The sequence below is a fragment of the Streptomyces sp. NPDC057287 genome (genome assembly GCF_042667905.1).
Taxonomy (GTDB): Bacteria; Actinomycetota; Actinomycetes; order Streptomycetales; family Streptomycetaceae; genus Streptomyces.
Genome location: NZ_JBHUYV010000003.1, coordinates 407,430 through 432,148 on the forward strand (window position 1 = coordinate 407,430; position 24,719 = coordinate 432,148).

Consider the following 24,719-nt stretch of genomic DNA (forward strand, 5'->3'; position numbering starts at 1 on the left):
CGACAACCGCCCCAGAAGACGGAGACACCATGAGCATCACTCCCGCCGCCGATTCGGTCCTGCGCGTCGAGAAGGGCGAAGCGGGCCCCGAGGAGCTCGCCGCCATCACCGCGGTCCTGCTCGCCCGCGCGGCCGCCCAGCCCGACGCGCCGGCCCACCGGGGCCGCAGCACCGCCGGATGGCGCCGACTGGAGCGCACCCCCGGGTTCCGCGCCCCGCACAGCTGGCAGGGCTGAGAACGGCCGCTGAGGCCGTTCCCGGGCCCACCGGCCCCGTACGGACGAAGGCCCCGTACTCCTCACGAGGAGTACGGGGCCTTCGCCGTGCGGTGGCCCGGTTAGCGCAGGCGGGCCATCAGGGCGTGCTCGACCAGTGTGATCAGCGCGCTCTTGGCGTCCGCGCGGTGCCGGGCGTCCGTGGTGAGGATCGGGGTGTCCGGGCCGATCTGGAGGGCTTCGCGTACTTCGTCGGGTGTGTAGGGCTGGTGTCCGTCGAAGCCGTTGAGGGCGATGACGAAGGGGAGGCCGCTGTTCTCGAAGTAGTCGACGGCGGGGAAGCAGTCGGCGAGGCGGCGGGTGTCGACGAGGACGACGGCGCCGATGGCGCCGCGGACCAGGTCGTCCCACATGAACCAGAAGCGGTCCTGTCCGGGGGTGCCGAACAGGTAGAGGATCAGGTCCTGGTCCAGGGTGATGCGTCCGAAGTCCATGGCCACCGTGGTGGTGGTCTTGTCCCCGGTGTGGGTCAGGTCGTCGATGCCCGCCGAGGCGGACGTCATCACGGCTTCGGTGCGCAGCGGATTGATCTCCGAAACGGCACCGACAAACGTGGTCTTACCCACGCCGAAGCCCCCTGCCACCACGATCTTCGCCGAGGTAGTGGAGCGGGCTGCTCCGCCGCTAGAGCTTGCGAAGTCCACTGAGCACCCTTTCGAGCAGTGTCACGGCTGGTTGGCCGCCGGCGGCCTCGTCGCCGCCGGGCTGATGAATAGCGACGAGCCCGGCCTCGGCCAGGTCGGCGACGAGGATCCGGGCAACGCCGAGTGGGATCGAGAGAAGGGCCGAGATCTCGGCGACCGACTTGATCTCGATGCAGAGCCGGCAGATCCGCTGGTGCTCGGGCAACTGCCCTTGCAGCCGCGACGGATCGGCCGTGGTGCTGACCAGCGCCTCGATGGCGAGCTGGTACCGCGGCCGGGTCCGTCCGCCGGTCATGGCGTACGGACGGACCAGCGGGTTGTGCGCCGCGGGCTTCGCAGGCGCGGGGGCCTGCCGCTGAACCGGCTGGATGCGCGACGGGGGCGCGTCGTACCGCTGCGGCGGCTGCTGGTCCTGCTGCGGCTGCTGGTAGCGAGGCTGCTGCTGGGGCCACCCGGGACCGGGTTGCTGGGGCTGCTGCTGCCAGTCGCCGCCCTGAGAGCCCTGCTGGGGCTGCTGCTGGTAGGGCTGGTAGGGCTGATACGGCTGGTAAGGGTCTTGCGGGCCCTGTCTGCCGGGCATGGAGGGGGTGTCGAAACGGTTGTCACCCTGCTCACCCGGGACCCGCTGACCGCCCTCGTACGGGTGTCCGCCTGTGGGTGCTGCCACGTTTCCTCCTCCGAATGCCGGTCGCCATCCCAGTGGTGCCGCGCCACCGCACCTTATGGCGCGGTGACGAGAAACGCACTGTCTGTCTATTAGTTAAGAAGACTTCCCTGGAGTTCGGCACGGAGATCCGGGGTAAGGACACTTCCTGCACGGTCTACGAGAAGTGCCATTTCGTACCCAACCAGGCCGATATCGGCGTCCGGGTGGGAGAGGACAGCAAGTGAAGATCCGTCAGAGATGGACATGATGAAGAGGAATCCTCGCTCCATCTCCACAACGGTCTGATTCACGGCGCCGCCCTCGAAGATCCGGGAGGCACCCGCGGTCAGCGACGTCAGACCGGAGGCGACGGCCGCCAGCTGATCGGCGCGGTCACGTGGGAAACCTTCGGACATCGCCAGCAGGAGTCCGTCGGCGGAGACCACCACCGTGTGCGACACCCCAGGGGTGTTGTCCACGAAGTTGGTGATCAACCAGTTCAGATTCTGCGCCGCCTGGCTCATCGGGCTCACACTAACGCTCCTGGTTGTAGGTATTACTTGTGTCCGACCCCGCGGTACGTCCCCGCAGGACACCGCGGCGCAGGTTGCTCAACCTGCCCCGCACGTCCTCGGGAGCGCGGGAGACCTGTGGGCCGCCCTGCTGGGTCTGCTCCGCCGTGCCCTCGACCAGATTGGCCTTGGGTACGCGCCGCGGGAGCCCGGAAGGAGTGATTCCGCCCGCCTTCGGGTCCCGGAGCTTCTCGGCCCGCTCCCAGCGCTCGTCGTTCGCCGAGCGCCAGTCGTCGGGGCCCTCCCCGTCGGCAGGCTCCGCCTGGGGCTGTTCCTGCTGCGGCCGCTGCCGCTGTTCCGGCGGAGCGGGCTGATCGTTTCCGCGACCGGTGGGCTGCCAGTGCTGCTGGCCCGCGCCCCGGCGCGGGAGCCCCGCTTCGGTCAGGTCCTGACCGGGATTCGGTGTGGGCCCCGGGCGGTCGAAGCCTACGCGCTCCTGCGTCTCGGCGGGAGAGCTCGGCAGAGATTCCGCTTCGGGCTGCGCCGTGGACTCGAAGGCCCCCTGGTAGGAACCCTGATCCTGCCAGTCTCCCTGGTGGGAGCGGTCGTCCTGCGGTGCGAACTGGTCGGTGTACTGCTGCTGCTGACCTTCCGGAGCGGCATACGCCGCTTCCGGATAGGCGTTCTGCTGCGGCTCCTGGTAGCCGTTTCCGGCGTAGGGGTCGTAGCCGCCCTCGTAACCCGGCTGCGCGTACTCCTGCTGTTGCGGGGCGTACTGGTCGGTGGCGTACTGCTCCTGGCCGTACTGCTGCTGCTGCTCCGGGGAGTAGTCCTGCCGCTGTCCCGCGCCGTTGTCCGGGAAGGCCGGGTGGTCGCCGCCGGTCTGCGCCTCCAGCGCGGCCCGGCGCTCCTCACGCATCAGCGAGCGGTTGACCGGGTCCAGCTGCGGGGAGTCCGCCGCGGCGGTCTCGTAGCGCGAGTCGTCGAATCCGAGCTCCGCAGCCGTACGCATCGGCGCGTGCTGCGGCATCGGGTCGAAGGCCTGCGGCTGCTGCTGCTCGGGCATGATCGAGGAGACCGTGAAGTCGCTCTCCTGGACCGACCCGCCACCGCCACCGTGCGTGATGGCGTCCGGCAGCATGACCAGCGACGTGGTCCCCGCCTGCTCGCCCGACGGGCGCAGCTGGACGCGGATGCCGTGCCGGTCGGCCAGCCGGCCGACCACGAACAGGCCCATCCGCTGGGACACCGCGGCGTCCACGGTCGGCGGGTTGGCCAGCTTGTGGTTGATGTCCGCGAAGTCCTCGGCGGTGAGGCCGATGCCCTTGTCGTGGATCTCGACCATGACACGGCCGTCGGGCAGCCGGGTCGCGGTGACCCTGACCTTGGTCTGCGGGGAGGAGAAGGTGGTGGCGTTCTCCAGCAGCTCGGCGAGCAGGTGCACGAGGTCGGTCACGGCCTGGCCGTGGATCTCGCTCTCCGGCACGCCGGTGAGCTCGATGCGCTCGTAGGACTCCACCTCGGAGGAGGCGGCCCGCAGCACGTCGACCAGCGGCACCGGCTGGTTCCAGCGGCGGCCGGGCTCCTCGCCGGCGAGGACGAGGAGGTTCTCGCCGTTGCGCCGCATACGCGTGGCCAGGTGGTCCAGCTTGAAGAGGCTCTCCAGCTGGTCCGGGTCGGCCTCGTTGTTCTCCAGGTCGGTGATGAGGGTCAGCTGGCCCTCGATGAGCGACTGGTTGCGGCGCGACAGGTTGGTGAAGATCGCGTTGACGTTGCCCCGCAGCATGGCCTGCTCGGCAGCGAGCCGGACCGCCTCACGGTGCACCTGGTCGAAGGCGCGGGCGACCTCGCCGATCTCGTCCTGGCTGTTGATCGGGATCGGCTGCACCCGGGTGTCGACCCGGCCCGGCTCGGTCCGCGACAGCTGGTCGACCAGCATCGGCAGCCGCTGCTCGGCGATACCGAAGGCGGCGGTGCGCAGCTGGCGCATCGAGCGGCTCATCTGGCGGGCCATGAGGCCGGCGATGATGAAGGCTGCCAGCAGCGCGATGATCACGATCGCCGCGTTGACGATGGCGTCGTTCCTGGCGTCGGTCGAGATCTCCGCCGCCTCGGCCACGGCCTTGTCGACGAGCTCGTTCTCGACCGTCGAGTAGCCGTCGAACTTCGCGGTGGAAGCCGCCATCCAGGTCTCGGGGGTGATGCCCTTGGCCTTGAGCTCGTCCGGCTGCTTGCCCTGGCCGATCTGCTGGGCCATGCCGTCGAAGACCGAACCGTCGATGCTCGGCGGTGCCACGAAGGGCTCGCCGGCGGCCTTGGCCTGCGCGGCGGCGGCCTTCAGCTGCTTGGCGCCTTCGGCGGCCTTGCCCGCCATGACTTCCTTGAGCCGGGCCGCGTCGGCCTCCGTACCACCGGAGACGAACTCGCCGAGGGCGATCTGCTCCAGGTAGTTGTACGAGCTGAACGCGGTGACCTGGCCGTTGAAGTTGCGCTGCTCCTGGCTCGGACGCACGAGCAGGTGCATGCCGATCGAGCGCTGGAGCGACTCGGCGGCCTTGGCCAGCTCGATCGCGTACACGGTCCGGCCGTAGCTGGTGATGTTGCCGGTGCCCAGGCCGAGCTCGTTGGAGAACTCCATCAGCGAGTGCTGGACCTTGGTGTAGCCCTCTTCCGTCTTCACCGGGTCCATCGCCTCGGCGTAGGCGGCCTTGCGCAGCTCGGGGAGCAGGGGCTCCTCCACCTTGAACAGCTTCAGGCGGCGGTGGAGACCCTCCTTGTCCGGCATGTTCTGCACGGCGGCGTCGAACTTCGACGCGGCGCTGTCCGTGGTGGCGCGCACGTTCTCCACCTCGGCGGCGGTGCGCTTGTTGGACAGCAGGGGCTGAGCGGTGAGGTCACGCTCGTTCAGCAGCGCCTGCCCGTACTCCGCGGCCGCACGGACGACCAGGGCCGTCTTCTCGGCGTCCTGAGCCTCGTTCCAGGTGTCGACCGACCCCTTCACCTGGAAGCCGCCCATGACCAGGCCGACCAGCGCGGGTATCAGGAGAATCGCGTTCAGCCGGGTGGGCACCCGCCAGTTGCGCGGTGACAGCCGGCTGGTGCTGCCGGCCGCCGGTTCCGCCTCGGACGACGTGTCCGCAGGCGGGGACAGCGCAGCACGCGACGGCGGGGTGAAGTTGCCCCGCTCCGGCTGTGCCGCGGAGCCCTCGTTGCTTCGCCTCACTCGACCAACAACCTCTCGGCGTCGGCACCTACGTTGTGCCGGAATTATCGTTCAGGGGGCCGTACTACTGAGTAGTTCGAGGCATTGCAGCACGCGGACCGGTCGCGTTCCAAACAGTCGGAATGTGTGATTCCGGCTAAGCTCGCCCGAAGATAAAACGGGCATAAAGAGCGAGCCCCGTCAAAAGGCGAGGCTCGTATGAGCACAGCGGTACCGGTCGTGCGCGTCGGGTATTGATGAGGCTCCAATTCTCTGTCGAAATGTTATGAACACGGGGGCGGATCGTGTCAAAGGACACAGGCCGCCCCCGTGTGACTACAGCAACTTCCGTAGATCGCTACCGACTTGCGACTACTTCAGCCGGGCCATCAGGGCGTGCTCGACCAGTGTGATCAGGCCGCTCTTGGCGTCCGCGCGGTGCCGGGCATCCGTCGTGATGATCGGGGCGTCGGGGCCGATCTGGAGGGCTTCGCGTACTTCGTCGGGTGTGTAGGGCTGGTGTCCGTCGAAGCCGTTGAGGGCGATGACGAAGGGGAGGCCGCTGTTCTCGAAGTAGTCGACGGCGGGGAAGCAGTCGGCGAGGCGGCGGGTGTCGACGAGGACGACGGCGCCGATGGCGCCGCGGACCAGGTCGTCCCACATGAACCAGAAGCGGTCCTGTCCGGGGGTGCCGAACAGGTAGAGGATCAGGTCCTGGTCCAGGGTGATGCGTCCGAAGTCCATGGCCACCGTGGTGGTGGTCTTGTCCCCGGTGTGGGTCAGGTCGTCGATGCCCGCCGAGGCGGACGTCATCACGGCTTCGGTGCGCAGCGGATTGATCTCCGAAACGGCACCGACAAACGTGGTCTTACCCACGCCGAAGCCCCCTGCCACCACGATCTTCGCCGAGGTGGTAGCGCGGGCGGTCCCGCCGCTAGAGCTTGCGAAGTCCACTGAGCACCCTTTCGAGCAGTGTCACATCCGGCGCGCCGCCGGCCTCTCCGTTGCCCGGCTGGTGGATGGCCACCATGCCGGCTTCCGCCAGGTCCGCCACGAGGATCCGTGCCACACCCAGGGGCATGGACAGCAGGGCCGAGACCTCGGCCACCGACTTGACCTCGCGGCACAGGTGGCAGATCCGCTGGTGTTCGGGGAGCAGTGTCCCGAGGTGGGCGGGGTCCGCTGTGGTGCTGACCAGTGCCTCTATCGCGAGCTGATAGCGAGGCCGGGTCCGGCCGCCGGTCATGGCGTAGGGGCGGACCAACGGCTGGTCGCCTTCACCGTCGTACGACGCGTGATGCAGCGCGCCGTACGGATCAGGTGAGGCGGGTGGCGGGGTCATAAATCCTCCGGGCGTGACAGCAGGGTGTCGGCTTGCCGTCTGAAGGTGGCCGGTGGGGGGCTGTGTCGGCCGGACGGGTGAGGGTTTTGAGTAGTACCTGGGGGGATCGTGTCAGGTGTATGCCGCATGGCCGCCTAGTGGAGCAGACTTCCTTGTAGCTCGGCGCGGAGGTCAGGGGTGAGGACGGTCCCCGCACGGTCGACGAGGAGTGCCATCTCGTAACCGACCAGACCGATGTCCGCGTCCGGGTGGGCGAGGACGGCGAGCGAGGACCCGTCCGAGATGGACATGAGGAAGAGGAAACCTCTCTCCATCTCCACGACCGTCTGGCTCACGGCGCCGCCTTCGAAGATCCGGGAGGCCCCCGCCGTCAGCGACGTCAGGCCGGAGGCGACAGCCGCCAGCTGATCGGCGCGATCGCGCGGGAAACCTTCGGACATCGCCAGCAGCAGGCCATCCGCGGAGACCACCACCGTGTGCGACACCCCTGGGGTGTTGTCCACGAAGTTGGTGATCAGCCAGTTCAGATTCTGCGCGGCCTGACTCATGGGGCTCAACTAACGCTCCTGCTGGTGAGTGGGGCCGAGTTGGAAACTGCCGGTAGACGAGCCTGTGTTGGCCTGTCGTCCCTGCTGGATGCCCCGGCGGAGATTGGTCAGACGGCCGCGTACGTCATCGGGCGCACGCGAAACCTGAGGTCCGGACTGATGATTCTGCTGTTGAGCAGTGCCCGGCACCAAATTGGCACGTGGGACACGGCGGGGCAGCCCGGAAGTGGTGATCCCGCCGGCGGCGGGCTTCTTGACCCGCTCCGCCTGCCGTACGAGGTCGTCGTTGGGCGAAGCACGCCACGAACTGGTGGCACCGGTGTCGGCCGCGCCACGCCGGGGCATGGGCGGAGGCGGGGTGCCTGCGGGCTGGGGGGCGGCCGGTGCCTGCGGCTCGGCGGCGGGCGGCTGGCCACCCTGCTGCGGGCCGTGGAACCAGTTCGTCTCCAGCGTGTCGTACAGCGGCGTACGTCCGTCACCGGGACCGGCCGGCGGCAGCCCCTCGGGCTGCTGCGGCAGACCCGGGCGGCGCGGCAGCTCACCCGCGGGCGGGACCGGCGGACGCGGTGCGCCGAAGTCGGCGTTGTCGTGCCGGCGCGGAGCGGGGGCCTGCGGAGCCTGCGCACCGTACCCCTGGTCCTGCGGCATCGGGGCGTTGAAGTCGGGGCGGGCGAACTGCGCGGTGCTCGCCGGGTCCTGGGCCTGAGGGGCCTGCGGCGCCGAGAAGTCCGGGCGGGCGAACTCCGACGTGGCACCGGGGCCCTGGCGGTCGTTCATCGGCGGACGCTGGTTCGGCGGGACGAAGGGCTGGTTCGGGCCGGAGGTGCCCGGCCGGGCGAACCGGCCGGCGTCGTGCTCCTCGTGACCGCGCGGAGAGTCGGACTGCGTACGCCGGGGAGCACCCTGCTCCTCGACACCCCAGCTCGTGTTCTGCGGGCGCTGGGGCTGCGGGTTGCCGCCGGGCAGTTCGGCCCGGGGTCCGCCCGAGGGCGGGAGCTGACGGCCGGGGCCGCCGGGCTGCTGCTGGCCGCCCTGGTTGCCCTGACCGAGCTGGGCCTGCTGCGGCTGCGGCGCCTGCCGTGCCGGCGGGCCGCCCTGCTGGCCGGAGTGGCCGAAGAGGTTGGGCCGGCCCGAGTCCGCGCCGCCCGAGGGGTCCTGCGGCGGGCGTGCGCCCGGACGGGCACCGCCCGCGAAGGCGCCGGCGAGGCCGCCGCCCTGGCGCGGGCCCTCCGGCCGGCCCTGGTTGGGCAGTCCGGGACCCTGCTGGCCGAGACCCTGCTGACCGGGAGGCTGCTGGTTGTTGCCCTGCTGCGGCTGGCGCGGTCCGCCGTCGCGCGAGGGGAGCGCGGCCCGCGGGGACGAGCCCGCGCCGACCTGCCCACGCGGAGCGGTCGCCCCCAGGCCCTTGGCGGGAGCCGAGCCGGTACCGGCGAGTCCGGGGCGCTGGCCGCCCGCTGCGGGAGCACCGCCGGCGAGGAGCCCGCCCGGGGCGCCGCCCTGCGGGCCCTTGCCCTGCTGGCCGGGCTTCGGCGGCTGCTTGCCACCGTGCGCGACCTCCATCGGCAGCATGACCAGCGCGGTCGTACCACCGGAGTCGGAGGGCCGCAGCTGGATGCGGATGCCGTGACGCAGGGACAGCCGGCCGACCACGAACAGACCCATGCGGCGGGACACCGAGACGTCCACGGTGGGCGGCGAGGCGAGCCGCTCGTTGATCGCGGCCAGGTCCTCGGGGGAGAGACCGATGCCGGTGTCGTGGATCTCGACGAGCACACGGCCGTCGGGCAGTGCGTGGCCGGTGACCCGGACCTTCGTCTGGGGCGAGGAGAACGACGTGGCGTTCTCCAGCAGCTCGGCGAGGAGGTGCACGAGGTCGTTGACCACTCGGCCGGCGACTTCGGTCGCGGGAACCGCGGCCAGTTCGATGCGCTCGTACTGCTCCACCTCGGAGGCGGCGGCACGGAGCACGTCGACCAGCGGCACGGGACGGGTCCACCGGCGGCCCGGCTCCTCGCCCGCGAGGACGAGGAGGTTCTCGCCGTTACGGCGCATACGGGTCGCGAGGTGGTCGAGCTTGAACAGCGAGGACAGCTGGTCCGGGTCGGCCTCGCGGGACTCCAGTTCGGAGATGAGCGAGAGCTGACGCTGGATGAGGCCCTGGCTGCGGCGCGAGAGGTTGGTGAACATCGCGTTGACGTTGCCTCGCAGCAGCGCCTGCTCGGCGGCCAGACGGACCGCCTCGCGGTGCACGTCGTCGAAGGCCGCGGCCACCTGGCCGATCTCGTCGCGGGAGTGGACACCGACCGACTCGACGGAGGTGTCGACGTCCTGCGGGTCCGTCTCGGAGAGCTGCTTGACGAGCTCGGGCAGCCGGTCCTGGGCGACCCGGGTCGCGGTGTCCTGCAGGCGCCGCAGCGAGCGGATCATGGACCGCGCCACGACGAAGGCGCCGACCAGCGACACACCGAGGACGATGAGGATGATCGCACCGTTGAGGATCGCGTCCCGCTGCGACTCCTCACGGAGCTCGCGGGCCTTGCTCTCCATCTCACCGAGGAGGGTCTCCTCGATGGTCTTCATGGCCTGGATCTTGTTCGAGCTCTGGTCGTACCAGTCCATGTACGTACGGGTCTTGCCGGTGCCCTCCATACCGAGCGGGCTGTCGAGCACCTTCTTCGCGTAGATGTCCGCGGCGGTGATCTCGGGGTTCCCGTTGTCCAGCGGTGCCAGCAGCTCGGCGGAGCTCCTGCCGGTGGACTCGTAGGTCGTCTCGAAGGTCTTGAGGGTCGTGTTCGCCTTGCCGAGCGCGTTGCGCCCGAACGCCTGGTCGTTGTCGTTGAGGTGCGTCTTGTTGCTGTCACCGCCCGGCAGGGCCGCGGCGATGATCGCGCGCTCGACGGAGGCGTACTCCTTGGAGGAGGAGAAGGCGGCCAGCGCACGCGTCCGCTTGATCATCTCGGGGTTGCTGGTGGCCTGCGCCATGTCCTGCGAGAGGCTCAGCAGCGAGGTGATCAGCTGGCTGTACTGGTCGACGGTGTTGAGGCTCGGGCTGTCGGCGGCGTACGCGTCCTTGCGGATGCTGGTGATGTTGCCCAGCTGGACGCCGATCTGGCTGACGCTCGCGTGGATGCTGTCCAGCGCGGCGTCGCCGGGGGTGTTGCCGATCTCGTCGGTGGCCTCGAAGAAGGCGGCCTTCGCCCGGTCGGTGCGCTCCCGGGGCTGGGTGACCTTGTAGTCGGTGGCCTTCACGCCGTTGGACAGCGGGCCGGCCGACTTGTCGCGCTCCTCCTGGAGCGCGTTGGCGAGCGCGGTCGCCTGCTTGGTCATCTTGGTGAGCAGCTGCATGTGCTCCAACTGGTCCATGTCGTTCATGGACTCGTTGATGCGCAGCCCGCCCAGAGTGGTCGCCGCGACCACGGGGAGGGCGAGCAGGGACACCAGACGCGTGCTGATGCGCCAGTTGCGCAGGGCTATGCGCGAGCCGGCGGTGGTGGGGCCGGCCGGCTTGAGGGGCGCCGCGGCCTCCGCGCCGCCGGTGCCCGTCGTGCCGGAGCGCTGCGCGCGGTCGCCGCCGTCACCGGCCGCGCCGGGATTCTGGGCGTGCTGGGGCGAGGAACCGCGGTCGTTCCCGCCGCGCGGCTCCTGATCCGCCGGGGTTTCCCCTCGGCCCTGGCGGGGCTGGGGCGACCCCATGCCATCCCTCTTGAAACGTCCCTGCACTAGCGTCGCAACCTCTGGACCAGGCGCCCCTCCGCGCGTGGCGCGGCGGAACGGTGTCGGCGTCGTGGGGCGCTGGACGCGCCCCATGGTGGTCGTGAGTGACCGGCGTACTTCCCCCTCCCGCCGCCACTCGGCGCTGCGTTGCGCCCCTGCGCGCTGGGCCTGAAACCCGCGGCGGTGCGTGGAATTCCAGCACAGTGGAGGATCTCCAACAAGGCCCGCGTACCGGGCTGTGACCTGGATGACACCGTGTGATGGGTGAGTCACAAGGCGTGGAGCGTGTTCAGGGTCAAACCGGGCAATTAAGGGTGCGCATTTCAGGGGTGACAGGTGCCCCAGACGCCATGATCGGGAGCGGAATAGCAGATTCAGTGACGTAATGTCGGGTTTGCATCCCGGGATCAACTGTCCGGAATGAGGGTATTGTCAGCAACTTCGTGAGCAAACTCACATGATGATCGCCGTCTCATCCCGGCCACGTCCGGGAATCGGATGTTTAGCCTGACGCTTTACAGGGATAGCGAATCCGACAACCGGCGCACCTCCGGGGAGCGCCCCAGCGACAAGGGTCCACACGGCAGATGAAGACGACGATGACGTTCCGCAACATTGCCAACCCCCGGCGCACGACGCTGGCGCACCTCGAGGGCGCCGAAGCGCTGCGGACGCCGGAAGAGCGGGAGCACGCCGTCGACCTGCCCACCCAGACGGCCAACCCGCGCCGCACCATCCTCATGGAAGCCCCGGTCGCCACGGCCCGGTGAACGGCCGCCGTCCCCGGCGTCATGCGCGCGGCTGTCCGCCTCTCCCGAGTTAGCCTGGAGCGTCAGTCTTCAGCCAGCCAGCAAGTGAGGGGCGACAGCATCCCGTGCGCATCGCCAGGTTCTCCATCGACGGCAATGTCGCCTTCGGCGCGGTCGAGGGCGACAGCCCCGACAGCCTCGTCCTCGACATCATCAAGGGCATCCCGTACACCGACTTCGAGCTCTCGGGGACCAAGGTCCCGCTGAAGAAGGTCCGGCTGCTGCCGCCCGTGCTCCCCAACAAGGTCGTGGCCATCGGCCGCAACTACGCGGAACACGCCGCCGAGATGGGCAACGAGGTCCCGGATGTGCCGGTCGCCTTCTTCAAGCCCACCACCTCGGTGATCGGTGCCGGCGACTCCATCGAGTACCCCTCCTTCTCCGAGGAGCTGCACCACGAGGCCGAGCTGGCCGTGGTGATCGGCCGCATGTGCCGCGAGGTCCCGCGTGAGCGCGTCAAGGACGTGATCTTCGGCTACACCTGCGCCAACGACGTCACCGCGCGCGACGTCCAGCGCCGGGAGAGCCAGTGGGCCCGGGCGAAGGGCTTCGACACCTCCTGCCCGCTCGGCCCCTGGGTGGAGACCGACGTCGACCCCGGCAACCTGGCCATCCAGGCCACGGTCAACGGCGAGCAGCGCCAGCTCGGCCGTACGAGCGACATGATCCGCTCCGTCGAGGACCTCGTCGTCCACATCACGGAAGCGATGACCCTGCTCCCGGGCGACGTGATCCTCACCGGGACCCCCGCAGGGGTCGGACCCCTGCACGTCGGCGACGAGGTCGCCGTCACCATCGAAGGCATCGGCACTCTCACCAATAAGGTGATCAAGCGTGGTTAACGCACCTGTCCGCGTACGTTTCTGCCCCTCCCCGACCGGCAACCCCCACGTGGGCCTGGTCCGGACGGCTCTCTTCAACTGGGCCTTCGCCCGGCACCACCGGGGCACCCTGGTCTTCCGTATCGAGGACACCGACGCGGCCCGTGACTCCGAGGAGTCCTACGGCCAGCTGCTCGACTCGATGCGCTGGCTCGGCCTCGACTGGGACGAGGGCCCCGAGGTCGGCGGCCCGCACGAGCCCTACCGGCAGTCGCAGCGGATGGACCTCTACAAGGACGTCGCCGCCAAGCTCCTGGACGCCGGGCACGCGTACCACTGCTACTGCACCACCGAGGAGCTCGACGCCCGCCGCGACGCGGCCCGTGCGGCCGGCAAGCCCTCGGGCTACGACGGCCACTGCCGCGACCTGAGCGACGAGCGGAGGGCGGCGTACGAGGCCGAGGGCCGCACCTCGATCGTCCGCTTCCGGATGCCCGACGAGGCGATCACCTTCACCGACCTGGTCCGCGGAGACATCACGGTCCAGCCGGAGAACGTGCCGGACTACGGCATCGTCCGCGCCAACGGTGCTCCTCTCTACACGCTCGTCAACCCGGTCGACGACGCCCTGATGGAGATCACCCACGTCCTGCGCGGCGAGGACCTGCTCTCCTCCACCCCGCGCCAGATCGCCCTGTACCGGGCGCTCATCGAGCTGGGCGTCGCCAAGGGCACCCCGGCCTTCGGCCACCTCCCGTACGTCATGGGGGAGGGCAACAAGAAGCTCTCCAAGCGTGACCCGCAGGCGTCGCTCAACCTGTACCGCGAGCGAGGCTTCCTGCCCGAGGGGCTGCTCAACTACCTGTCGCTGCTGGGCTGGTCGATCGCCGAGGACCGCGACATCTTCGGCAGGGACGAGCTGGTCGCGGCGTTCGACATCGCCGACGTCAACGCCAACCCGGCGCGCTTCGACCTGAAGAAGGCCGAGCACATCAACGCCGAGCACCTGCGGATGCTCGACGTGAAGACCTTCACCGAGGCCTGCGGCCCCTGGCTGAAGGCACCCTTCGCCCCCTGGGCGCCCGAGGCCTTCGACGCGGAGCAGTTCGCCGAGATCGCCCCGCACGCCCAGACCCGTGTGACGGTCCTCTCGGACATCACGGCCAACGTCGACTTCCTCTTCCTGGACGAGCCCGTCACCGACGAGGCGTCCTGGACGAAGGCCATGAAGGAGGGCTCCGACGCCCTGCTCGTCACGGCCCGCGCCGAGCTGACCGCCGCCGAGTGGAACGCCGAGGCGCTGAAGACGGCCGTCCTCACCGCCGGTGAGAAGCACGGCCTGAAGCTCGGCAAGGCGCAGGCCCCGGTCCGCGTCGCCGTCACCGGTCGCACGGTCGGCCTGCCGCTCTTCGAGTCCCTGGAGGTCCTGGGCCGCGAGAAGACGATCGCCCGCATCGACGCGGCGCTGGCGAAGCTGGCCGCGTAACGGGTCGTAGTCACGCCGGAGGCCGGGTTCCCCACGGGGTGCCCGGCCTCCGGCCGTTCACGGCACCGGGGCGGCCCCGGAAGCCGGCGGCGGATGCGGTCCACCGGGCCGGCCCCGGAAGTCGGCAGCGGAGTGCGGTCTCCTGATTCCCGCGTTCCGGCTTCTCCGCGTTTTCGGGCGGGTAGGTTCCCGTACATGGCGATTCGCGCGGTCCTCTGGGACGTGGACGACACGATCTTCGACTACGCGGGCTCGGACCGGACGGGTCTGCTGCGGCATCTCCGGGCGGAGGGGCTGACCGAGAGTGACGAGGACCACCACGGCCGCTGGATGCGCATCGCCACCACCCACTGGGCGCGTGTCGCCGCGGGGGAGTCCGACTGGCCCGCGCACTGCCGGGACCGGGTGCGGGAGTTCCTGGACGCGGAGCTGAGCGACGAGGACGCCGACGCGTGGTTCCACCGGTACGTCGGGCACTACGAGAGCTCCTGGGAGCTCTTCCCGGACGCCGTGCCCGTCCTCGACGCGCTGGCCGCCACGCACCGGCACGCGATCCTGTCGAACTCCTCCGTCGACCACCAGGAGCGGAAGCTGCGGGCCCTCGGCGTGCGTGACCGTTTCGAGGTCCTGCTGTGCGCACAGGAACTCGGCGTCTACAAGCCGGACGCCAGGGCCTTCCGCACGGCCTGCGAGGCGCTGGAGCTCGACCCGCACGAGGTCGTGTACGTCGGGGACCAGCCGGACATCGACGCGGCCGGAGCCGTGGCCGCGGGTCTCGCCGGTGTGTGGCTGGACCGGCGCGGACGGGGCGGACGCCCCGAGCTCGTCCGGATCACGGGGCTGGCCGAGCTCCCCGGCCTGTTGGCGGGAGATACCCGTTTTGGAGCGCCGGACACCTTCGGGTAATGTTCTTCCTGCGCCGCCCGAGCGGGCCGAAAGGTCCGGCAGGGAGGCGCAGACAGAAACAGAACCCTCAGGGGTTGCGTTTCAGTGGGCTATGGTGTAATTGGCAACACTACGGTTTCTGGTACCGTCATTCTAGGTTCGAGTCCTGGTAGCCCAGCGCAAAACCAAGTAACACGCCCCCGTTGTGTAGCGGCCTAGCACGCTGCCCTCTCACGGCAGTAGCGCCGGTTCGAATCCGGTCGGGGGTACAGATCCTTCCCGCGAGAACATCTGGGTCGCACCCACGTTCTTGATGCAGGATCGCTAGGGCCCCCGTTGTGTAGCGGCCTAGCACGCTGCCCTCTCACGGCAGTAGCGCCGGTTCGAATCCGGTCGGGGGTACTTGTCACACCATGGGCTATGGTGTAATTGGCAACACTACGGTTTCTGGTACCGTCATTCTAGGTTCGAGTCCTGGTAGCCCAGCGCAAGTCAGCAGTAAACACGCCCCCGTTGTGTAGCGGCCTAGCACGCTGCCCTCTCACGGCAGTAGCGCCGGTTCGAATCCGGTCGGGGGTACAACAGAGCAGTACGACAAGGCCCTTCACTTCGGTGAGGGGCCTTCTTCTGCGTGCCTGCGCGACGGACGGTGCTCGCGCCGGAGCGGAAAACTGCGGACGGAGCTTCATCTCGGGTGCGTTACAGGTGACTTGGGCCGCCACGACGCTGGGGCGGCCGGAGGAGTTGAGGGAGGATTTCAGCCCGTGCGGCGCAGGGCCTCGCTCAGCCGCGCGGCCGAGTCGATGATCGCCTGCGCGTGCATCCGGCCCGGGTGGCGGGTGAGCCGCTCGATCGGGCCGGAGACCGACACCGCCGCGACGACCCGGTTCGACGGTCCGCGGACCGGCGCCGAGACCGAGGCCACGCCCGGCTCGCGTTCGCCGATCGACTGGGCCCAACCCCGCCGCCGTACGCCGGAAAGGGCGGTCGCCGTGAAGCGGGCACCCTGAAGGCCCCGGTGCAGACGCTCCGGCTCCTCCCAGGCCATCAGGATCTGTGCGGAGGAACCCGCCTTCATCGTGAGGGTGGAGCCGACCGGCACGGTGTCCCGCAGTCCGGACAGCCGCTCCGCCGCCGCCACGCAGATCCGCATGTCGCCCTGCCGGCGGTAGAGCTGCGCGCTCTCGCCGGTGATGTCCCGCAGATGTGTGAGTACGGGGCCGGCCGTCGCCAGGAGGCGGTCCTCGCCCGCCGCGGCCGCGAGCTCCGCGAGCCGGGGGCCGAGAATGAAGCGGCCCTGCATGTCCCTCGCCACCATGCGGTGGTGTTCGAGTGCCACGGCGAGTCTGTGTGCCGTGGGTCGTGCGAGCCCTGTCGCCGCGACCAGCCCGGCGAGGGTGGCCGGACCGGACTCCAGGGCGCTCAATACCAGAGCTGCCTTGTCGAGAACGCCGACGCCACTAGAGTTGTCCATACGACGATACTCGCGTCTCACTCTGTGAAACGCAAGTTCAATTTTCCCCGGAAGTTGCGAACCTGTACATGCGGCCGTACAACGGCCCGCAGCCACCGCCCCGCTCGGGGGCCCGGGCGGCGGTACCCGAATCTCTAGTTGGGCCGGCGAGGATGCCGGCCGGAGGGAAAGCGATGGGTAGGACACTCGCGGAGAAGGTCTGGGACGACCACGTCGTCCGGCGCGCCGATGGCGAGCCCGACCTCCTCTTCATCGATCTGCACCTGCTGCACGAGGTGACCAGCCCGCAGGCGTTCGACGGTCTGCGCCAGGCCGGCCGCCCGGTACGGCGTCTCGACCTCACCATCGCGACCGAGGACCACAACACCCCGACCCTCGACATCGACAAGCCGATCGCCGACCCGGTCTCCCGCGCCCAGCTGGAGACCCTGCGCAAGAACTGCGCGGACTTCGGCGTCCGGCTGCACCCGCTGGGTGACGTCGAGCAGGGTGTCGTGCACGTGGTCGGCCCGCAGCTCGGCCTGACCCAGCCCGGCACCACGGTCGTCTGCGGCGACTCGCACACCTCCACCCACGGCGCCTTCGGCGCGCTGGCCTTCGGCATCGGCACCAGCCAGGTCGAGCACGTCCTGGCCACCCAGACGCTGCCGCTGGCCCGCCCCAGGACGATGGCGATCACCGTCGAGGGCGAACTCCCCGACAGCGTCACCGCCAAGGATCTCATCCTCGCGATCATCGCCCGGATCGGTACCGGCGGCGGCCAGGGCTACATCCTCGAATACCGCGGCTCCGCCATCGAGAAGCTCTCGATGGAAGCCCGGATGACCATCTGCAACATGTCGATCGAGGCCGGCGCCCGCGCGGGCATGATCGCCCCCGACGGGACCACCTTCGACTACCTGCGGGGCCGCGACCACGCGCCCGAGGGCGAGGACTGGGACGCCGCGGTCGAGTACTGGAAGACGCTGCGCACCGACGACGACGCCGTCTTCGACGCCGAGGTCGTCATCGACGGGACCGCACTCGCCCCGTTCGTCACCTGGGGCACCAACCCGGGCCAGGGCGCACCCCTGTCGGCCAGCGTCCCCGACCCCGCCTCGTACGAGGACGCCTCGGAGCGCTACGCCGCGGAAAAGGCCCTGGAGTACATGGGGTTGACCGCGGGGCAGCCGCTGCGCGACATCAACGTGGACACCGTGTTCGTAGGTTCCTGCACCAACGGACGCATCGAGGACCTGCGCAACGTGGCCTCGATCATGGACGGCCGCAAAGTCGCCGACGGCGTACGGATGCTGGTCGTGCCGGGCTCCGTCCGGGTCGCCCTGCAGGCCGTCGAGGAGGGCCTGGACAAGGTCTTCACCGCCGCCGGAGCCGAATGGCGGCACGCGGGCTGTTCGATGTGCCTCGGCATGAACCCCGACCAGCTGGCCCCGGGCGAGCGCTCCGCCTCCACCTCGAACCGGAACTTCGAGGGCCGGCAGGGCAAGGGCGGACGCACCCATCTGGTGTCCCCGCAGGTCGCCGCCGCCACCGCCGTGCTGGGCCATCTGGCCTCGCCCGCCGATCTGTCCGACGACCGCACGCCCGCCGGAGTCTGAGAGCCATGGAAGCATTCACCGCACACACCGGCCGGGCCGTCCCGCTGCGCCGCAGCAATGTCGACACCGACCAGATCATCCCCGCGCACTGGCTGAAGAAGGTCACCCGCGACGGCTTCGAGGACGGGCTCTTCGAGGCCTGGCGCAAGGACGAGAGCTTCGTCCTCAACCGCCCCGAGCGCCAGGGCGCCACCGTTCTGGTGGCCGGCCCGGACTTCGGCACCGGATCCTCGCGTGAGCACGCCGTCTGGGCGCTGCAGAACTACGGCTTCAAGGCCGTCATCTCCTCCCGGTTCGCCGACATCTTCCGTGGCAACTCCCTGAAGAACGGTCTGTTGACCGTCGTCCTGGACCAGAAGGTCGTCGACAGCCTCTGGGCGCTGACCGAGGCCGACCCGACGGCCGAGGTGACCGTCGACCTGGAGAAGCGCCAGGTCCTCGCGGACGGGATCACGGCCGACTTCGAGCTCGACGAGAACGCCCGCTGGCGTCTGCTGAACGGGCTGGACGACATCAGCCTCACTCTTCAGAACGAAGCGGACATTGCGACTTATGAGGCGGCCAGGCCGTCCCACAAGCCGCGTACGATTGACGCCTGAGCAGCGCTTTTCCCGAACTGCGCCCCCTGCCGGAAGGCAGGGGGCGCAGTCGCTTGTTGAGACCCCCTCGGGCGACAACTCGCCCCAGATGGCACAATCGGTGCATGGAACGCGACAGCCAACTCGAGCTCTATGGCCAAGTCGCCGACCGATTGAAAGAAGCACACGCAAAGGTGCGCACACTGCAAGTCCCGGAGGGCGTACGGATGGCGCTGTCCCGGAAGCTGCTGGTCGTCACGGCCGCGGCTAAGCACGATCTCCCAGGCGCGGCAAGGCGTCTGGACCGGTTGATGAAGGACCTCGATGAGGGCCGATTCCCCGAAGGTGACTGACTCTGCGGACAGCGCAGCGGTCGACTTCGTTGCGGCACTAGGGTGATTAGCCCGTTTCGTGTTTGATTTGCGGTATATATCTGCCTAACGTGCGAAAAAGCCTGAACAGTTTCGTTCTGGCAATGTCTCCGAAGGGGAAGACGTGAACAAGGCGCAGCTCGTAGAAGCGATTGCCGACAAGGTCGGCGGCCGCCAGCAGGCCGCAGACGCAGTCGACGTGGTACTCGACGCGATCGTCCGCGCGGTCGTCGCGGGGGACCGTGTCTCGGTCACCGGCTTCGGCTCGTTCGAGAAGGTCGACCGCCCCGCCAGGTACGCCCGCAACCCCCAGACGGGCGAGCGCGTACGGGTCAAGAAGACCTCCGTGCCCCGCTTCCGTGCGGGACAGGGGTTCAAGGACCTGGTGAGCGGCTCCAAGAAGCTCCCCAAGAACGACGTGGCCGTGAAGAAGGCGCCCAAGGGCAGCCTCTCGGGCGGTTCTTCCACCCGTACGACGGCGAAGGCGGCCGCGAAGAAGGCCACCGCCAAGAAGACCACCGCGGCGAAGAAGGCCACGGCGGCGGCGAAGAAGACGACCGCGGCGAAGACCACCGCGAAGAAGACCACCACCGCGGCCAAGAAGACCACGGCGGCCGCGAAGAAGGCGACCCCGGCGAAGAAGGCGACGGCCACGAAGAAGACCGTCGCCGCCAAGACGGCGCCTGCCAAGAAGACCACGGCGAAGAAGGCGCCCGCGAAGAAGACCACGGCACGCAAGACCACAGCCAAGAAGGTCACCGCACGCAAGAAGTGAGACCGGGCACCGCTCGTTCCTCATACGCGCCGGGCCGGGCTCCCCTCGGGGAGCCCGGCCCGCGGGCTGTTTCCAGCGGCCCCGTCAGGGCTGTCGCTGCCTCACCGGGGCGCTCAGAGCGTCTGCAGCGTCACCAGGGTGATCCGCAGCGAGGCGCCCGCGCCGTCGGTCTCGATCCGCACCCGCTGCCCCGGACGCAGCAGCCGCAGGGCCCCCGCGTCGAAGGCGGGCGCGTCGAAGTCCACCGGTGTGCCGTCGTCGAGCAGCACGCTGCCGGTGCGGGTCTCGGAGTCGTACGTGAACGAGGTCGCCTGCATGAGCGGCAGCCTATCGGTCCGCGGCCGGCGCCACCGGGGCCGCCAGCCCAGCGGTGAACCACCCCACCCCCAGCGCGAGCGCCGCCGCGAGGTCCTCGCCGGTGTCCACGTCCCTGCGGACCGAATCGAGTCCCGGCAGCGCGATCTCCACCGCGCCCGACGCCAGGTGCCGTGCCCGGGACGCCCCGCCGAAGCCCGGACTCAATTCCACCCCGGGCGTCGCGGAAAGAAATGTGGTGCCGATTCCCTGCGCGTCGGCGACAAATGCACGGGGAAATGTCGAAGAGAATTCGAGCACCCGCGCCAATTCGTCCGGGCGCAGCGCGGGAAGATCCGCGTTCAGCACGGCCACCGCCGCGCCCCCGCGCCGGGCGAGCACCGAGCGCGCACCGTGCTCCAGAGCGGCGTTGAGCCCGGCCGCCGGGGCGTCGGCCACCGTGCGCGCGCCGAGCGCCGCAAGTGCCGCCCCTGCCACCGGGTCGTCCGTGACGACCACCACATCTCCCACCGCCCGGCAGGACAGCGCCGCCGACACGGTGTCCTGCGCGAACGCCAGGGCCAGCCGGGGACGCAGCTCCCCGCCCACCGCCCGGCCGAGCCTGCTCTTGGCCCGTGCGAGCGGTTTCAGCGGAACGACCAGTGACCAGGAGCCGGTCGGGTCGGTGTTCGTGGCGATCTCCCCCTCCGTACGCATCAGCCCATATTCTCGCCTGCCGGTACGACAACCCGGAGGTCCGCCCCCACGGGTGAGGCGTACGGTGTTCTCCACACAGCAGGGGCCCGGGGGCGAGGCAGCACGGCCGCCGGCCCCGCAGCAGCACAGTTCCTAGAGGAAGGCGTCCGAGTGTCCCGCCGCAGAATCGGCTTCTGGTACCGCCTGGCGGCGGTCATCGCGAAACCGCCCCTGGTGGTTCTGTTCAAGCGGGACTGGCGGGGAATGGAACACATTCCGGCCGATGGCGGATTCATCACCGCGGTCAATCACAACTCGTACCTGGACCCGCTGTCGTACGGACACTTCCAGTACAACACCGGACGCGTGCCCCGGCTCCTCGCGAAGGCCGGACTCTTCAGGACGCCTTTCGTCGGGATGATCCTGCGCGGCACCGGGCAGATCCCCGTGTACCGCGAGACGACCAACGCGCTCGACGCCTTCCGCGCAGCCGTCGACGCCATCGAGCGCGGTGAATGCGTCGCCTTCTATCCGGAAGGCACCCTCACCCGCGACCCCGACATGTGGCCGATGGCAGGCAAGACCGGCGCCGCCCGGGTCGCCCTGATGACCAAGGCCCCGGTCATCCCGGTCGCCCAGTGGGGCGCCAACCTCGCGATGCCGCCCTACGCCAAGGAGAACAAGCTCCAGCTGTTCCCCCGCAAGACCCTGCGGGTGCAGGCCGGGCCGCCGGTCGACCTCTCCCGCTACTACGGCCTCGAACCGACGCCCGACGTCCTGCGCCGGGCGACCGAGACCATCATGGCCGCCGTCACCGCCCAGCTGGAGGAGGTGCGCGGCGAGAAGGCCCCGGCGGAGCTCTACGATCACCGCAAGGCCCGCGCCGAACAGCGGCGCGAGGCAGAGGGAAAGGGAATGACGTGACGCACCCCGCAAAGGCGGCCGTCTTCGGAACCGGCTCATGGGGTACGGCCTTCGCCATGGTCCTCGCCGACGCCGGCTGCGAGGTGACCCTCTGGGGCCGTCGCGCCGAGATCGTCGACACCGTCAACACGACCCGCACCAATCCGGACTACCTGCCGGGCGTCGAGCTGCCCGCCTCCGTGCGGGCCACGACCGATCCCGCCGAGGCGCTGCGCGGCGCCGACTTCGCCGTCCTGGTCGTGCCGTCCCAGACCCTGCGCGCCAACCTCGCCGACTGGGCGCCCCACCTGGAGCCCGGCACCGTGCTCGTCTCCCTGATGAAGGGCGTGGAACTCGGCACCGCCGAGCGGATGAGCGAGGTCATCGAGGACGTCACGAAGGTCGGCCGCGACCGGATCGCCGTCATCACGGGCCCCAACCTCGCCAAGGAGATCGCCGAACGCCGCCCCGCCGCGGCCGTCGTCGCCTGCTCGGACGAGGACGTCGCCCGGCGCCTCCAGGCCGCCTGCCACACCCCGTACTTCCGCCCGTACACCAACACCGACGTGGTCGGCTGCGAGCTCGGCGGCGCCGTGAAGAACGTCATCGGCCTCGCCGTGGGCATCGCCGACGGCATGGGGCTCGGGGACAACGCCAAGGGCTCCCTCATCACCCGGGGCCTCGCCGAGACCACCCGCCTCGGACTGGCCATGGGCGCCGACCCGCTCACCTTCTCCGGACTGGCCGGACTGGGCGACCTGGTGGCCACGTGCTCCTCGCCGCTCTCGCGCAACCACACGTTCGGCACCAACCTCGGGCGCGGCATGACCCTCCAGGAGACCGTCGCCGTCACGAGCCAGACCGCCGAGGGCGTCAAGTCCTGCGAGTCCGTGCTCGATCTGGCGCGCAGGCACGGTGTCGACATGCCGATCACCGAGACGGTCGTCGGCATCGTCCACGAGGGCAAGCCCCCGGTCGTCGCCCTCAAGGAGCTGATGTCGCGCAGCGCCAAGCCCGAGCGACGCTGACTCGAGCCCTACCAGCAGGTACGCTCGTCGCGATATGAGCAGCCAGAACCTCCCCCAGAGCCCTGAGAGCCCCCTGAGCTCCGAGCGGAGCTCCGCGCAGGGCCGCAAGCCGCGCGTGGCCGTCGTGTTCGGCGGCCGTAGCTCCGAACACGGCATCTCGGTCGTCACGGCCGGTGCCATCATGAGCGCCATCGACCGGACGAAGTACGACGTCCTGCCGATCGGCATCACCAGGGACGGACGTTGGGCGCTCACGTCCGACGATCCGGCCCGCATGGCCATCACGGACCGGCAGGTGCCCGACGTGGACCAGCTGGCGGAGTCCGGGCAGGGCGCCGTGACGCTCTCCGTCGACCCCGGCAACCGCGACGTCGTCGTGGGTGAACCCGGCGCGGTGCCCACGGTCCTGGGTGAGGTCGACGTCGTCTTCCCCATGCTCCACGGCCCCTACGGCGAGGACGGCACGCTCCAGGGGCTCCTGGAGCTCTCCGGGGTGCCCTACGTCGGCGCGGGCGTCCTGTCCTCGGCCGTCGGCCAGGACAAGGAGTACATGAAGCGGGTGTTCACCTCCTTCGGGCTGCCGGTCGGTCCCTACGAGGTCGTCCGCCCCCGGGAGTGGGAGTCCGACCGCCCCGCCGCCCGCAAGCGCATCATGGAGTTCGCGGCCGAGAACGGCTGGCCGCTCTTCGTCAAGCCCGCCCGCGGTGGCTCCTCCATGGGCATCACCAAGGTCGACGACGCCGCCGGACTCGACGAGGCGATCGAGGAGGCCCGCCGGCACGACCCCAAGTTCCTCGTGGAGTCCCTGCTGCGCGGCCGGGAGATCGAGTGCGGCGTGCTGGAGTTCGAGGACGGACCGCGCGCCAGCGTGCCCGCCGAGATCCCGCCCGTCACCGCGCACGACTTCTACGACTTCGAAGCCAAGTACATCGACTCGGCGGCAGGCATGGTTCCCGCGCCGCTGACCGAGGCGCAGACCGCCGAGGTGCAGCGGCTCGCCGTCGAGGCCTTCGAGGCGGCCTCCTGCGAGGGCCTGGTGCGCGCCGACTTCTTCCTCACCGAGGACGGCACGTTCGTCATCAACGAGATCAACACCATGCCGGGCTTCACCCCGATCTCCATGTACCCCCGCATGTGGCAGGCGAGCGGCGTCGAGTACCCGGAGCTGGTGGACCGGCTGATCACGGCCGCGCTGAACCGCTCCACCGGCCTGCGCTGATCCCGGCTCCGAGGGCTGTCCCGTGCGGGACAGCCCTCAGAGGCTGTCGGGGACCGTCTTCCTCACCGGGACGGCGAACGCGGACAGCGGGGTGATGTCATGGGCGTACTCCGTCCCGAGCGTCACCTCGACGTACGCCTTGCGGTACGTGGTGGTGAAACGCGGGCCGGCGTCGTCGCTCTGCTCCAGCAGCCAGTTGACGCCGTCCGCGTCGACGGCCTTGGACTGGGAATCGTCCATCCTCGCGGGCCGGGGGACACCGCAGCGCAGTACGATCGCCCCGTCCCCCCAGCCGGCGGTCAGGTCCGAATCCGGCGAGGGATCACTCCGTTCCAGACCGGCGACGGTCTCCGGCAGTTCCTCGTGCAGCTTCTCGCAGTACCCGGCGGCGGCCTCCGACGACGGCGTGGGAACCGCCACCGAGGGCTGGGCACCGCCGGAACAGCCCGCCACGGCCAGGACGAGGAGGGCGGCGGACGGGGCGAGTACACGTGAGCGGGCGGACCGGCGGCGGGTGTGAGTCACCGGACCAGCGTAGACAGGGGTCAGAGGTGGACGACCGGGCAGGTCAGAGTACGTGTGATGCCGTCCACCTGCTGGACCTTGGCGACCACCATGCGGCCGAGCGCGTCGACCGTGTCGGCCTGCGCGCGCACGATCACGTCGTAGGGGCCTGTGACGTCCTCTGCCTGAATCACTCCCGGGAGCTTGGCGATGGTCTCGGCGACGATCGACGCCTTGCCCACCTCGGTCTGGATAAGGATGTACGCCTGTACCACGGAACCTCCAGGGCGGCCACGAGGATCATGTGGGGGAAAGGGACGCCACGTTATCGCGTTGCCCCGGGCCGCGGGGAGACCTACGGGCCGGTTGACGCCCACAGCGTGGCGTACGCACCA

General features: G+C 69.7%; 25 protein-coding genes and 5 tRNA genes. 17 read left to right on the top strand and 13 right to left on the bottom strand.

The features are described 5' to 3' along the window. Nucleotides 1–29 precede the first annotated feature (29 nt). Nucleotides 30–236 (top strand): acyl-CoA carboxylase subunit epsilon, encoded by a 207-nt coding sequence (locus tag ACFUNE_RS08330; RefSeq protein WP_383563972.1) that lies wholly within the window; start codon nt 30–32, stop codon nt 234–236. 101 nt (nt 237–337) lie between these two features. Here the strand turns inward: ACFUNE_RS08330 and ACFUNE_RS08335 are convergent, their stop codons facing one another. The 8 genes from ACFUNE_RS08335 to ACFUNE_RS08370 all read right to left on the bottom strand — a co-directional run bounded on the left by ACFUNE_RS08335 (nt 338) and on the right by ACFUNE_RS08370 (nt 10,862). After that, nucleotides 338–919: an ATP/GTP-binding protein gene (locus tag ACFUNE_RS08335; RefSeq protein ID WP_014048542.1), complete on the bottom strand. Its 582-nt coding sequence runs from the start codon at nt 917–919 to the stop codon at nt 338–340. Further along, the gene (locus tag ACFUNE_RS08340) at nt 900–1,586 is read right to left on the bottom strand and encodes a DUF742 domain-containing protein (RefSeq protein WP_383563974.1); all 687 of its coding nucleotides are present in this window, start codon (nt 1,584–1,586) and stop codon (nt 900–902) included. Before ACFUNE_RS08340 ends, ACFUNE_RS08335 begins: the two co-directional genes overlap by 20 nt. Before the next feature lie 89 nt (nt 1,587–1,675). Beyond that, nucleotides 1,676–2,089, bottom strand: coding sequence for a roadblock/LC7 domain-containing protein (locus tag ACFUNE_RS08345; protein WP_124272100.1), 414 nt, complete (start codon nt 2,087–2,089; stop codon nt 1,676–1,678). A gap of 10 nt (nt 2,090–2,099) precedes the next feature. Continuing rightward, nucleotides 2,100–5,300 (bottom strand): nitrate- and nitrite sensing domain-containing protein, encoded by a 3,201-nt coding sequence (locus ACFUNE_RS08350; protein WP_383563976.1) that lies wholly within the window; start codon nt 5,298–5,300, stop codon nt 2,100–2,102. A gap of 351 nt (nt 5,301–5,651) precedes the next feature. Continuing rightward, on the bottom strand, nt 5,652–6,233 hold the full coding sequence (locus tag ACFUNE_RS08355; RefSeq protein ID WP_015611636.1) for an ATP/GTP-binding protein: 582 nt from the start codon (nt 6,231–6,233) through the stop codon (nt 5,652–5,654). Beyond that, nucleotides 6,214–6,621 (bottom strand): DUF742 domain-containing protein, encoded by a 408-nt coding sequence (locus ACFUNE_RS08360; RefSeq protein WP_003966010.1) that lies wholly within the window; start codon nt 6,619–6,621, stop codon nt 6,214–6,216. Before ACFUNE_RS08360 ends, ACFUNE_RS08355 begins: the two co-directional genes overlap by 20 nt. 134 nt (nt 6,622–6,755) lie before the next feature. Then, a complete protein-coding gene (locus ACFUNE_RS08365; protein ID WP_006127850.1) occupies nt 6,756–7,169 on the bottom strand; it encodes a roadblock/LC7 domain-containing protein in 414 nt (137 codons plus the stop codon). 9 nt (nt 7,170–7,178) lie between these two features. Next, nucleotides 7,179–10,862: a nitrate- and nitrite sensing domain-containing protein gene (locus ACFUNE_RS08370; RefSeq protein WP_383563979.1), complete on the bottom strand. Its 3,684-nt coding sequence runs from the start codon at nt 10,860–10,862 to the stop codon at nt 7,179–7,181. Between the two features lie 608 nt (nt 10,863–11,470). Between ACFUNE_RS08370 and ACFUNE_RS08375 the strand changes: the two genes are divergently transcribed. The 9 genes from ACFUNE_RS08375 to ACFUNE_RS08415 all read left to right on the top strand — a co-directional run bounded on the left by ACFUNE_RS08375 (nt 11,471) and on the right by ACFUNE_RS08415 (nt 15,463). After that, nucleotides 11,471–11,653, top strand: coding sequence for a hypothetical protein (locus ACFUNE_RS08375; RefSeq protein ID WP_383563981.1), 183 nt, complete (start codon nt 11,471–11,473; stop codon nt 11,651–11,653). 104 nt (nt 11,654–11,757) lie between these two features. Then, entirely contained in the window at nt 11,758–12,534 is a 777-nt protein-coding gene (locus tag ACFUNE_RS08380; RefSeq protein WP_329233260.1) for a fumarylacetoacetate hydrolase family protein, read from the top strand. After that, on the top strand, nt 12,527–13,999 hold the full coding sequence (gene gltX / locus ACFUNE_RS08385; RefSeq protein WP_383563983.1) for a glutamate--tRNA ligase: 1,473 nt from the start codon (nt 12,527–12,529) through the stop codon (nt 13,997–13,999). Before ACFUNE_RS08380 ends, gltX begins: the two co-directional genes overlap by 8 nt. A 195-nt stretch (nt 14,000–14,194) precedes the next feature. Beyond that, complete coding sequence (locus ACFUNE_RS08390) at nt 14,195–14,905, top strand: HAD family hydrolase (protein WP_383563985.1); 711 nt, start codon at nt 14,195–14,197, stop codon at nt 14,903–14,905. Nucleotides 14,906–14,990: 85 nt separating this feature from the next. Then, a tRNA-Gln gene (locus ACFUNE_RS08395) sits at nt 14,991–15,062 on the top strand. An 18-nt stretch (nt 15,063–15,080) separates the two neighbouring features. Then, a tRNA-Glu gene (locus ACFUNE_RS08400) sits at nt 15,081–15,153 on the top strand. A 60-nt stretch (nt 15,154–15,213) separates the two neighbouring features. Continuing rightward, nucleotides 15,214–15,286: transfer RNA gene (locus ACFUNE_RS08405), tRNA-Glu, on the top strand. 12 nt (nt 15,287–15,298) lie between these two features. Continuing rightward, nucleotides 15,299–15,370: transfer RNA gene (locus ACFUNE_RS08410), tRNA-Gln, on the top strand. A 20-nt stretch (nt 15,371–15,390) separates the two neighbouring features. After that, nucleotides 15,391–15,463: transfer RNA gene (locus tag ACFUNE_RS08415), tRNA-Glu, on the top strand. Nucleotides 15,464–15,641: 178 nt separating this feature from the next. On the opposite strand, the gene ndgR is transcribed toward ACFUNE_RS08415, so the two are convergent. Then, the gene (ndgR, locus tag ACFUNE_RS08420; protein ID WP_033303994.1) at nt 15,642–16,358 is read right to left on the bottom strand and encodes an IclR family transcriptional regulator NdgR; all 717 of its coding nucleotides are present in this window, start codon (nt 16,356–16,358) and stop codon (nt 15,642–15,644) included. Nucleotides 16,359–16,531: 173 nt separating this feature from the next. On the opposite strand from ndgR, the gene leuC reads away from it, so the two are divergent. The 4 genes from leuC (at nt 16,532) to ACFUNE_RS08440 (ending at nt 19,680) form a co-directional block, all read left to right on the top strand. After that, the gene (leuC, locus tag ACFUNE_RS08425) at nt 16,532–17,956 is read left to right on the top strand and encodes a 3-isopropylmalate dehydratase large subunit (RefSeq protein ID WP_383563987.1); all 1,425 of its coding nucleotides are present in this window, start codon (nt 16,532–16,534) and stop codon (nt 17,954–17,956) included. Nucleotides 17,957–17,961: 5 nt separating this feature from the next. Beyond that, entirely contained in the window at nt 17,962–18,555 is a 594-nt protein-coding gene (gene leuD, locus ACFUNE_RS08430) for a 3-isopropylmalate dehydratase small subunit (protein ID WP_383563989.1), read from the top strand. A 104-nt stretch (nt 18,556–18,659) separates the two neighbouring features. Then, nucleotides 18,660–18,887: a hypothetical protein gene (locus tag ACFUNE_RS08435; protein ID WP_383563991.1), complete on the top strand. Its 228-nt coding sequence runs from the start codon at nt 18,660–18,662 to the stop codon at nt 18,885–18,887. A gap of 142 nt (nt 18,888–19,029) precedes the next feature. After that, a complete protein-coding gene (locus ACFUNE_RS08440) occupies nt 19,030–19,680 on the top strand; it encodes an HU family DNA-binding protein (RefSeq protein ID WP_383563993.1) in 651 nt (216 codons plus the stop codon). Between the two features lie 113 nt (nt 19,681–19,793). Here ACFUNE_RS08440 and ACFUNE_RS08445 read toward each other — a convergent pair whose 3' ends face one another. Both ACFUNE_RS08445 and cofC read right to left on the bottom strand, forming a co-directional pair. Then, nucleotides 19,794–19,997 carry a hypothetical protein gene (locus ACFUNE_RS08445; RefSeq protein ID WP_383563995.1) on the bottom strand — a complete coding sequence of 68 codons (204 nt, stop codon included), beginning with the start codon at nt 19,995–19,997 and terminating at the stop codon, nt 19,794–19,796. A gap of 10 nt (nt 19,998–20,007) precedes the next feature. Next, complete coding sequence (gene cofC / locus ACFUNE_RS08450) at nt 20,008–20,691, bottom strand: 2-phospho-L-lactate guanylyltransferase (RefSeq protein WP_383563997.1); 684 nt, start codon at nt 20,689–20,691, stop codon at nt 20,008–20,010. Between the two features lie 150 nt (nt 20,692–20,841). Between cofC and ACFUNE_RS08455 the strand changes: the two genes are divergently transcribed. Genes ACFUNE_RS08455 through ACFUNE_RS08465 form a run of 3 tightly spaced genes read left to right on the top strand, consistent with a single transcriptional unit; the run spans nt 20,842 to nt 23,820 of the window. Beyond that, entirely contained in the window at nt 20,842–21,594 is a 753-nt protein-coding gene (locus ACFUNE_RS08455; RefSeq protein WP_383563999.1) for a lysophospholipid acyltransferase family protein, read from the top strand. Next, entirely contained in the window at nt 21,591–22,601 is a 1,011-nt protein-coding gene (locus ACFUNE_RS08460; protein WP_383564001.1) for an NAD(P)H-dependent glycerol-3-phosphate dehydrogenase, read from the top strand. Before ACFUNE_RS08455 ends, ACFUNE_RS08460 begins: the two co-directional genes overlap by 4 nt. Nucleotides 22,602–22,635: 34 nt before the next feature. Continuing rightward, entirely contained in the window at nt 22,636–23,820 is a 1,185-nt protein-coding gene (locus tag ACFUNE_RS08465) for a D-alanine--D-alanine ligase family protein (RefSeq protein ID WP_383564003.1), read from the top strand. Nucleotides 23,821–23,856: 36 nt separating this feature from the next. Here ACFUNE_RS08465 and ACFUNE_RS08470 read toward each other — a convergent pair whose 3' ends face one another. Continuing rightward, on the bottom strand, nt 23,857–24,345 hold the full coding sequence (locus ACFUNE_RS08470) for a DUF3515 domain-containing protein (RefSeq protein ID WP_383564005.1): 489 nt from the start codon (nt 24,343–24,345) through the stop codon (nt 23,857–23,859). 20 nt (nt 24,346–24,365) lie between these two features. Then, nucleotides 24,366–24,599, bottom strand: coding sequence for an Lrp/AsnC family transcriptional regulator (locus ACFUNE_RS08475; protein WP_056791028.1), 234 nt, complete (start codon nt 24,597–24,599; stop codon nt 24,366–24,368). Nucleotides 24,600–24,719: the final 120 nt, after the last annotated feature.